At 42.5% G+C, this 9457-nt stretch carries 10 protein-coding genes; 4 read left to right on the forward strand and 6 right to left on the reverse strand.

Annotated elements, in window-relative coordinates; genetic code table 11:
* Window position 1 precedes the first annotated feature (1 nt).
* Window positions 2-1129 carry a 4-hydroxythreonine-4-phosphate dehydrogenase PdxA gene (gene pdxA, locus NIES1031_RS15645; protein WP_073550447.1) on the forward strand — a complete coding sequence of 376 codons (1128 nt, stop codon included), beginning with the start codon at window positions 2-4 and terminating at the stop codon, window positions 1127-1129.
* Here pdxA and NIES1031_RS15650 read toward each other — a convergent pair.
* The 6 genes from NIES1031_RS15650 to NIES1031_RS24435 all read right to left on the reverse strand — a co-directional run bounded on the left by NIES1031_RS15650 (window position 1112) and on the right by NIES1031_RS24435 (window position 4910).
* Complete coding sequence (locus tag NIES1031_RS15650) at window positions 1112-1360, reverse strand: DUF1816 domain-containing protein (RefSeq protein WP_073550448.1); 249 nt, start codon at window positions 1358-1360, stop codon at window positions 1112-1114. The genes pdxA and NIES1031_RS15650 overlap by 18 nt on opposite strands.
* Window positions 1361-1749: 389 nt before the next feature.
* Complete coding sequence (locus NIES1031_RS15655) at window positions 1750-2436, reverse strand: response regulator transcription factor (RefSeq protein ID WP_073550449.1); 687 nt, start codon at window positions 2434-2436, stop codon at window positions 1750-1752.
* Between the two features lie 756 nt (window positions 2437-3192).
* Entirely contained in the window at window positions 3193-4242 is a 1050-nt protein-coding gene (locus NIES1031_RS15660; protein WP_073550450.1) for an adenosine deaminase, read from the reverse strand.
* 107 nt (window positions 4243-4349) lie between these two features.
* Entirely contained in the window at window positions 4350-4478 is a 129-nt protein-coding gene (locus NIES1031_RS26075; RefSeq protein WP_269086017.1) for a hypothetical protein, read from the reverse strand.
* Window positions 4479-4491: 13 nt separating this feature from the next.
* Complete coding sequence (locus NIES1031_RS26250) at window positions 4492-4797, reverse strand: ABC transporter substrate-binding protein (RefSeq protein WP_073550451.1); 306 nt, start codon at window positions 4795-4797, stop codon at window positions 4492-4494.
* Window positions 4773-4910, reverse strand: a complete 138-nt coding sequence (locus tag NIES1031_RS24435) for a hypothetical protein (RefSeq protein ID WP_178378157.1) — start codon at window positions 4908-4910, stop codon at window positions 4773-4775. Before NIES1031_RS24435 ends, NIES1031_RS26250 begins: the two co-directional genes overlap by 25 nt.
* Before the next feature lie 382 nt (window positions 4911-5292).
* Here NIES1031_RS24435 and NIES1031_RS15675 point away from each other — a divergent pair, with 382 nt between their 5' ends.
* The 3 genes from NIES1031_RS15675 (at window position 5293) to NIES1031_RS15685 (ending at window position 9329) form a co-directional block, all read left to right on the forward strand.
* Window positions 5293-6633, forward strand: a complete 1341-nt coding sequence (locus NIES1031_RS15675) for an adenylosuccinate synthase (RefSeq protein WP_073550453.1) — start codon at window positions 5293-5295, stop codon at window positions 6631-6633.
* Window positions 6634-6693: 60 nt separating this feature from the next.
* The gene (locus tag NIES1031_RS15680; RefSeq protein ID WP_073550454.1) at window positions 6694-7365 is read left to right on the forward strand and encodes a 50S ribosomal protein L25/general stress protein Ctc; all 672 of its coding nucleotides are present in this window, start codon (window positions 6694-6696) and stop codon (window positions 7363-7365) included.
* A gap of 431 nt (window positions 7366-7796) precedes the next feature.
* On the forward strand, window positions 7797-9329 hold the full coding sequence (locus NIES1031_RS15685) for a bifunctional aminoglycoside phosphotransferase/ATP-binding protein (protein ID WP_073550455.1): 1533 nt from the start codon (window positions 7797-7799) through the stop codon (window positions 9327-9329).
* The last annotated feature ends 128 nt before the right edge of the window (window positions 9330-9457 follow it).

Genomic DNA, 9457 nt, shown 5'->3' on the forward strand with positions numbered 1-9457 from the left:
AATGTCTTTGTTGCAGAATTCGCTTTATGTAGAAGAACGTCCGCGTTTGGCTTTGACTTTGGGCGATCCGGCTGGTGTAGGACCAGAAGTGATTTTAAAGGCTTTAGCCGAACCAGAATTTGCGCAAAGCTACGATGTCACAGTTGTTGGAAGTCAGGCGCAACTCACCAAAACTTACGAACAGTTATGTCAGTGTTGTCGTGACAATTTTGCAAATCCAGAAAAATTAAAAATTTTAGATATTAACACTGAAGATACTATCACTACAGGAATCGGCAATGCAGCGAGTGGAGCAGCAAGTTTTGCTTATATGCAAGCCGCGATCGCCCGTACAAAAAGCGGTGAATTTGATGCGATCGTCACAGGCCCCATTGCGAAATCTGCTTGGAAAGCCGCAGGCTACAATTATCCTGGGCAAACCGAGTTACTCGCTGAGCTTGCAGATGTGACAAAATACGGAATGTTGTTTGTCGCGCGATCGCCCCACACAAATTGGACATTAAGAACATTACTTGCAACAACACACATTCCTCTGCGTCAAGTTGCGGATACGCTCACACCAGAACTTCTGACGAGTAAATTAGATTTACTCGTGGAGTGTTTACAGCACGATTTCGGCATAGCACAACCAAGAATTGCGATCGCTGGATTAAATCCGCATAGTGGAGAGTCAGGACAACTCGGACGCGAAGAACAAGACTGGCTGATTCCTTGGCTGGAAAAAGAAAGATGCGATCGCCCCAAAATTCAATTAGATGGTCCCATACCACCAGATACAATGTGGGTAAAACCAAGTCAAGCTTGGTATGGTAAAATCGGCACAGCAATCGCTGCGGACGCTTATCTAGCGCTGTATCACGATCAGGGCTTAATTCCTGTCAAACAACTTGCTTTTGACCGTGCGGTAAATACCTCAATCGGTCTTCCTTTTATCCGGACTTCACCGGATCATGGCACAGCATTTGATATTGCAGGCAAAGGAATTGCCGATGCTACTAGCATGAAAGCCGCCATACAACTTGCTGCTGAACTAGCTTGTCAAAGAATCTCGTCAAGAAGTTTTATGCAAATCGGTTCTTCTGATTCTTGCGCCTCTAACTCTCATTCATCACTAGCCACTAGCCACTAAAATCTGTTCTTCAACTGTTAATTCTGTAGGTTGACATTGCAGCACTTGAACGCAAATTTCTTGACAGCCTTCTTGTTCTATATCCTCAATATATCCAGGTAAAAACGATTGTGCTTCCTGTCTACTCGCAAAAGGTCCAAAGTAATAAATGACATTCGGTTGAGTAGTCGTAACTTCTACCCACCAATCTAGTTCAACGTGGTTGCTGTTAGCGTCATCTAGTAATTTCATATATTTGCTCCCTAATGTATAGGTAAGCAGATCCTCAAGTTCTGGTTTGACAATAGCGATCGCGTAGGTTCGAGATTGTAGGGTAAGTTTCCTGAGTTTAATATCGTGTCAATGTGAAAATCTTGAGAGAAAGCATTCTGGGCTAACCGCTAGAGGCATGTAGGGGTTAACCCAGTTGCATCATATAGAAGGGCAATGAGGAGATTTTAGCTTTGATGAACAGCCAATCACCTGACTTAAATACTCAATCTACAAGCTAGGCGTGAAGAAAAGGGAGAAGAAATCGTGAAGAAATCGGGTATTCTTCAGAAAAGTTCCCCAACTTCATAAAAAATCAGCTTAGTATAAAGAACTTAACATTTTGTTAATAGGCTGTGCAGTGACAGCATTTATTGATGTAGCGAGGGTTGTCTAAGGCGATAGCCGACACCGTGAACGGTTTCAATGAAATCGCTTGCAGCGCCTACAGACTTCAGCTTTTGACGGAGAGTCTTGATATGCGCTTTGACAGTATCTTCTTCTGGCGGGTCTTCCAAAGACCAAACGTGTTCAATGATGGCACTACGACTAACAACGCGTCTTCCATTGCGTAAGAGCACTTCTAGAAGACTATACTCTTTGGGTGTCAAGTACAAAGGTTTTTCTTCGTAGGTTACTTCATATGTACTAGGATCTAGCCGCAACCCATCCCACTCTAAAATTGGTGGCGTCTGCGCACTTCCTCGCCGCAGTAGCGCGCGAATCCGCGCAAATAATTCTTGTAAGTCTACTGGTTTGATCACGTAATCATCAGCCCCTGCGTCTAACCCTGTGACTTTATCTGCAATATTATTTAAAGCAGTTAGCATCAGTACTGGAATCCCATAGCTTTGAGAACGTAGCCGCCTACATAGGCTAATACCATCAAGTTTGGGAAGCATCATATCCATAACAATGAGATCGTATGTAACCGTTTTGACTTGTTGCCAAGCGGCTTCCCCATCACTTACCGTATCTACTACATACCGCTGCTCAATCAGTGCTGTTGCTAAAATTTCGGCAAGGCTAAGATCGTCTTCGACTATCAGAATCCTCATGGAGCAAGATTATTTTTAATATCCATTATCAACCAGCTTAAAAAGCAATTAATTTATTAAGTTACTACTGTCGAATACTTTGCTGCAAGTCACACTCGCTTGCTCCACGATTTGTATAGGATGTAACCAGGTAGATATTTTATAATTAAGTATTGTGACCGCGGAATGCGGTGAAAGCAGGCACCGGGGTTTAACTCCGGTTTACCGTTCACTTTTGACTCACTTAATAATATGGGGATGATTACCGTACAAATATTTTGGAGTTTTATTAGAATTAATTTAAAATTAAATGAGCAAAAGCGCTATAATTATTCACTGTTGAACTCCTCAATTTAGACTATCAAATATAAATGAAATAAGGGGGTTTTTATTTTAAGTTTTAAGCATTAAAATTATCTCGTATCAAGTTCTGCTAAACACTAAAAATACATCTGATAGCTGACTATTGCTCATTAAGCTAATTACCAGTTCATGAGTTGCAGAGACACAATATTTTGTTCACATAAATCGATTTCAAGCGATCGCTACTCAGGACAGTGAGACACCACGTCTTATATAGTCAAGTCTATAGTACTACTAAATATCATAAATAGGACTTTGCCAAAGCCCTGTATGGGGACAGCATCCTCAATTTACTTGCAAGATGCGATCGCTTGATTTATAGCTCTAGTCAAGAGAGTTAGGTCATTGTAGAAGAGTGACTTTCCTAACTAGAGTTTATAACCTGACCTCTACTACAGTAATTTTATTGAATTGCTAATTACTGACAGATTCCGCCAAAGCGGGTGCTTCAGGTTGCAGTAATCCATGTAACAATGACGCTGGAGGTTGCGAACCATAAGGCCAAGCAAATGCATGACGAAAAGCTGCATTTTGACAAGCTTTCAACTGCTGGAAATCAATAATATCTTGCGTCAGTAAATTCTCGTACTCAAAAGGTAAGCGAACATTATGTAATCCAGCGTTGTCAGTACAAATTGCAATATCAACTCCTGCATCAAAACAGCGGTCAAACACAATCTTAAGCTGTCGCAGGTCTTCTAGAGTTCCCGTTTTAAGATAAGTTGTTGGGCAAACTTCGAGACATTGGTTGCGTCGTGCTAATTCACTGAGTAATTCTGGATGGCTTAGAGGAATTTGAATGCCGTGTCCGATGCGCATCAAATAAGGCAATAACTCGGGATAACAACCATCTGTTGTTTCGTAAAGATGTCCAGTTGTATTGAGATTGAGTGATCGCGCATAATCATACAATGCGATAAACTCGTCAAGTCTTTCTTTGTAGTGAGTATCACCCCCCGCTACATCGATCGCACAAACATAATCTCGACTTTGAACCGCCAAATTCACAATCGCCTTATTTACCTCATACGGAAGTCGCGAGTGCATACACAGAATTTGACTTGTGACGATTGGATACTCTGGCACTCGACTTGCTTTCCCGACAACTGCTACAATTTCTGCCATCTGGTCAATGCGCTCTGATTGACTCAAATGGTCGGGCGTACGCAAGTAAGGCGTGTAGCGCAATTCTAAATAAGCAAGGTTCTCAAAGATATAAGCACCACGCATCAAGCGATAAATAAAATATGGCAATGTCTCTACGCTTTGTACGCTTTCTACCAGTGTATGGAGTTCTAGATACTCATCGAGTGTGTTGCGCGGTTTTGTATAAAACTCTTCAAACTCTTGATACTCAGGAAATTTTTGTCCTAGATTGGTTGAATGACGTTGAAAGTAGCGCCACAGTACACGCGGTACTACCGAACCTCCCAAATGCCGATGCAATTCTGCATATAATGCCATGATCTTGATTAAAATTAACAATACAAGTTATTAATTAATCTTAACAATAATCTTCAAATTGGCAATTTTAGGCAGAATCTGTGATTTGAAGGCGATGATGTAAGCTTTTAGCCATTGGAAACTTGCTGTAAAGCCGCAACCGCTTCTTGTGCTAGTATCTGCGCAGGCAATAGACCGCCAAAAAGCCAAGCATCTTCGTTTCTAAAACTGACTCGCCTACCGAGGTTCTTTGACATATGCAGGCAACTTCTAGAAATTTTGCTGCATCTGTGCAAGTTGACTTCCTGCGTTAATTTCTGGGTAAGGATTAAATAGCATTGTTTTAGAAATAGAAGATAGCGTTTGATAAATTCCTGCGTGGCGCTGCTGCACACCTAAAATTAAATCAGGTTTGATTTTAGCGATCGCCTCTAGATTTGGTTCTTGGTGTGTCCCGACTTCAACAACTGAATCGACTAACTTTGGCGCAATATTCACATATTTGTTATGGCCAGCAATATCAGCAACTCCTGCAGGTTGAATTCCCAGTTCTAGCAATTCTCGACATAGACCCACTCTAGTGCGACAACCTTATCTGTCGGATTTAGCTGTATCCCAGTCACTTGCACAACATCGGCGCGCAGGTCGAATGACTGCGATCGCAACTGGTGTTGCGATGAAAATCGCATTTTTTAAGGGGTTCATAGTGTTTCCTCACACAGAAATCGTAGACTTGAGTAGAGCTTTGAATAAATCTTTAGTTTTATTGCAAAATCTTGGCAAGCTCTAAAGAAGCTTGTCTCCGCGAAAGACATCTTCTTAGACGCCCTATGAACATGAGCAACAATCACTCAGCAGAAATTATTTGCGATATAGTTTCAATAATTTTCCTAAAAAAGATAAGGCTATAACGAGAATCTCTGTCAATATGCCTAAATCTCAAAAATCTTCTTAATCAGCAACAGCGTTAAACTATAACTATGACTTTGTAGCATTAAAATATTGACATACTGCAAGTATTTTGCTATAAATTAGAGTTTGTGTGAAAACCTTAGCTAACTTACATAAACCTTGGCTAACGTCATAGTGATCGGCGCTCAGTGGGGCGACGAAGGAAAAGGAAAAATCACGGATCTGCTCAGCAAATCGGCTGACATTGTTGTACGCTACCAAGGGGGTGTCAATGCCGGACACACACTTGTAGTTCAGGGTCAAACTTTCAAGTTGCATTTGATTCCTTCGGGAATTTTATACCCTGACACTGAATGCATCATTGGCTGTGGTACTGTAATTGACCCGCAGGTGTTGATTAAAGAACTCGACCAGTTAGAAAGCCTCAACATCTCCACCCAAAATCTGCTGATTTCAGAAACAGCCCATGTCACGATGCCGTATCATCGGCTGATCGATCAAGCATCCGAAGAACGCCGAGGCGATCATAGAATTGGGACAACAGGGCGAGGAATTGGTCCAACGTATGCGGATAAGTCTGAGAGGACAGGAATTCGCATCATTGATTTGATGAATCCTACGGGGTTGCGCAAACAACTGCATTGGGCAATTAGCTATAAAAATGCCATTTTAGAGAAGCTTTACAACCTACCGCCTTTAGATGCAGAAGAAGTCATTGACCAGTATCTAGAATATGCAGAACGCTTGCGTCCTCATGTAGTAGATACATCGCTCAAGATCTACGATGCGATTCAACGACGTCGCAATATCTTGTTTGAAGGCGCGCAAGGGACATTGCTCGATTTGGATCATGGGACCTATCCTTACGTCACTTCCTCAAATCCTGTTGCTGGTGGGGCTTGTGTCGGTACTGGTGTAGGACCAACAATGATTGATCGCGTGATTGGAGTCGCCAAAGCGTACACGACACGCGTCGGTGAAGGACCATTTCCAACAGAACTCAACGGCAAAATTGGTGAGTTACTGTGCGATCGCGGCGCAGAATTTGGCACAACCACTGGGCGGCGTCGGCGTTGCGGTTGGTTTGATGCGGTGATCGGACGTTATGCGGTTCGCGTCAACGGTATGGATTGTCTCGCAATTACAAAACTAGATGTTCTGGATGAACTAGACGAAATCAAAGTTTGTGTTGCGTACGAAGTTGATGGAGAAAAATGTAAGGATTTTCCTCACAACGCCCGTCGGTTTGCACGGTGTCGTCCCATTTATAAAACAATGCCAGGTTGGAAACACTCAACCGTCAATTGTCGCTCGTTAGAAGACTTACCACCGCAAGCGCTCGACTACTTGAAATTCTTAGCCGAGTTGATGGAAGTTCCGATTGCGATCGTTTCTTTAGGCGCTAGCCGCGAACAAACTATCATTGTGGAAGACCCAATTCACGGTCCCAAACGTGCTTTACTTCATGCGAATGGCACTCCTGTCGTTACGGAAGTGTAAGTCGAAAAAAGCTTTTTAAGATTCAAAATTTACCGTTTATCGCTTGTTACTTTTAGCAGTATGGAAATCACAGTCGAAGGAAAAAAAAGAGCAGAAGGTAGTAAGCCAAACGCTCTACGTCGTTCAGGTTTAATTCCTGCCAATTTGTACGGTCACAACGGTACAGAGTCAATTCATCTTACCTTAGAAGCAAAAGCAGTAGAAACGCTGTTAAAACAAGCTTCAGTCAACAACACACTGATTCAGTTAAATATTAGCGATCTGCCCTGGCGCGGTAAAGCGCTCCTACGGGAAGTTCAACGCCACCCGACTAAAAGATTTCCTTATCACCTGAGTTTCTTCTCGGTTGCAGCCCAAGATACTGTAGAGGTAGAAGTGCCACTACACTTTGTCGGCGAAGCACCTGGGGTGAAAATAGAAGGTGGTGCGCTAGATACAGTTTTGACGCATATCCAAGTTCGTTGCGCTCCCGATCGCATTCCTGAAACCATTGAAATTGACGTCTCTAATATGAATATGGGAGACGTGCTGTATCTTCGAGAGTTAGTCTTACCCGAAGGTGTTTCCTTGGTAAGCGAAACTAACGATGCTGTCGTTTCTGTCTTAGCACCACAAATTACACCAGAAATTATTGAAGCCCAAGAAGCCGCAGCTGATGCAGAAATTGCGACAGCACAAGCATCTGAAGCCGAACAGAAAGAACCACAAACCGACGCTGAAACGGGCGGTTAATTCTGACCGCGGAATGCAGTGTACCGTTCACTCCGATTACAGTTTACTATCGTGTAAGACCAGAATATTCCTCTGGTCTTTTATTTATAATTAACCTGGCAACTATAGTCGCCGCTTAACGAACAAAGTCCAGATGGTGCGTGGACTAATACAAAAATGATTTAAGCATCGGCTTTAGAGGATGTCTCGAAAGGAGTAAACGGGGTTGTTCAAACCATCCCCTTGCTCGCCGCTAGTTCCTACAACAGAATAAACCCCTAAGTGCGAATTTGGCTTTTCAATCCTGAGGCCTTCTAAAGTTGAAGTTCCCTGCTTGTAGGAATTTAGAGGGCAAATACCACATGATTAAATCTTCTCAATTATCCTCTCACCTGTATCGCTGCGGTTTCTACTAGTAAGCTAAAACAAAAATCTAAAATCTAAAACTTAAAATGGCATCTCATACTTTACTTCCTGCTTTAATTCAACAAATGATGCAACCGGAGTTTTATCCGCATCCGGTAAAAGAACCAATCGAACTAATTCAAACTCATGTATCTTATGTGCTACTCACAGGTGATTACGCCTACAAACTCAAAAAGCCTGTGAATTTCGGTTTTTTGAACTACTCAACCTTGGAACTGCGACAGCATTTTTGTCAGGAAGAGTTGCGGTTGAATCAAAGAGGTGCAGGGGAAATTTATCTAGAAGTTTTACCCATTACGCAAGAAGAGCAGTATCATCTTGGTGGTGTGGGAAAGCCTGTTGAGTACGTGCTGAAAATGCGACAATTTCCCCAAGAGGCACTATTTCTCTCGATGTTTGAGCGGGGCGAACTTGATGAAGCTCGTATGGAAGAACTAGGACGCGTTGTCGCACAATACCACGCGCAAACGGCTACAAATGATTATATTCGCAAGTTTGGTGAAGTTGAGCAAGTACGCCAATCAATTGATGAAAATTATGACCAGACTGTAAAGTATATTGGTGGTCCTCAAACGCGATCGCAGTTTGAGGAAACGAAAAAATATACAGACAACTTTTTTGCGCAGCGTCAGCAATTATTTAGCGATCGAATTGCGAATGACTGGATTCGTGAGTGTCACGGCGATCTGCACTTACGCAATATTTGTTTATGGCATGACAAGATTTTACTTTTTGACTGCATTGAGTTTAATGAGCCGTTTCGCTTTGTCGATGTCATGTTTGATATTGCCTATGCAGTCATGGAATTAGAAATGTTACAGCGTCCAAACTTAGGTAATGCGTATTTAAATACTTATATCGAACAAACAGGTGATTGGGAAGGCTTACAGGTATTGCCGTTATATCTCAGCCGTCAATCTTATGTCCGTGCTAAGGTTAATTCTTTCTTACTTGACGATCCTGGCGTACCAGAAACAGTCAAACAGGAAGCTGCAAAAACCGCTGCGGCTTACTACAAATTAGCGTGGGAATATACAAAACCACGTCAAGGTAAACTGATTTTGATGTCAGGGTTATCTGGTTCGGGTAAAAGTACTGTCGCACGCCAGTTAGCGCGTAACACCAAAGCAGTTCACATTCGTTCGGATGCTGTGCGCAAGCATTTAGCAGGAATTCCCTTATTAGAACGCGGTGGAGATGAAGTTTATACAACCGAGATGACGCAAAAAACCTATGCGCGGTTGTTAGATTTGGGTTTGATGTTGGCAACTCAAGGTTACACGGTGATTTTAGACGCGAAGTATGATCGCATTTCCCTGCGCCATGAAGCGATCGCCTCTGCACAAGCGCAACAATTACCACTACAAATTATCCACTGTACAGCACCAATCGAGGTACTACGCGATCGCTTGTCTTCACGCACGGGTGACATTGCAGATGCAACTATAGATTTACTAGAAACGCAGCAAGCAGCCTTTGAGCCTTTTACTACTGAAGAACATCTAGTCAAAGAGGTGAATACAACTCAAGAGATAGAATCACAGTTAATGCTAGAGTAAGGTTTCAATTTAGTCCCTTCAATAAAAGGGATTTCTACGACACGAGGATTTTCAGTCCTCTTGTCTATTACTTCAGGAGTTACGCAGTTGAGAAAAAAGCGTTGGTGCGCTAGAAAAAAAGGATGAAC

Source organism: Chroogloeocystis siderophila 5.2 s.c.1 (genome assembly GCF_001904655.1).
Lineage (GTDB): Bacteria > Cyanobacteriota > Cyanobacteriia > Cyanobacteriales > Chroococcidiopsidaceae > Chroogloeocystis > Chroogloeocystis siderophila.

Bases quoted from the DNA above. Each gene is read 5' to 3' on its own strand.
- pdxA (WP_073550447.1), top strand. From the start codon at position 2: ATGTCTTTGTTGCAGAATTCGCTTTATGTAGAAGAACGTCCGCGTTTG.
- NIES1031_RS15650 (WP_073550448.1), bottom strand. From the start codon at position 1,360: ATGAAATTACTAGATGACGCTAACAGCAACCACGTTGAACTAGATTGG.
- NIES1031_RS15655 (WP_073550449.1), bottom strand. From the start codon at position 2,436: ATGAGGATTCTGATAGTCGAAGACGATCTTAGCCTTGCCGAAATTTTA.
- NIES1031_RS15660 (WP_073550450.1), bottom strand. From the start codon at position 4,242: ATGGCATTATATGCAGAATTGCATCGGCATTTGGGAGGTTCGGTAGTA.
- NIES1031_RS26075 (WP_269086017.1), bottom strand. From the start codon at position 4,478: ATGTCAAAGAACCTCGGTAGGCGAGTCAGTTTTAGAAACGAAGATGCT.
- NIES1031_RS24435 (WP_178378157.1), bottom strand. From the start codon at position 4,910: ATGCGATTTTCATCGCAACACCAGTTGCGATCGCAGTCATTCGACCTG.
- NIES1031_RS15680 (WP_073550454.1), top strand. From the start codon at position 6,694: ATGGAAATCACAGTCGAAGGAAAAAAAAGAGCAGAAGGTAGTAAGCCA.
- NIES1031_RS15685 (WP_073550455.1), top strand. From the start codon at position 7,797: ATGGCATCTCATACTTTACTTCCTGCTTTAATTCAACAAATGATGCAA.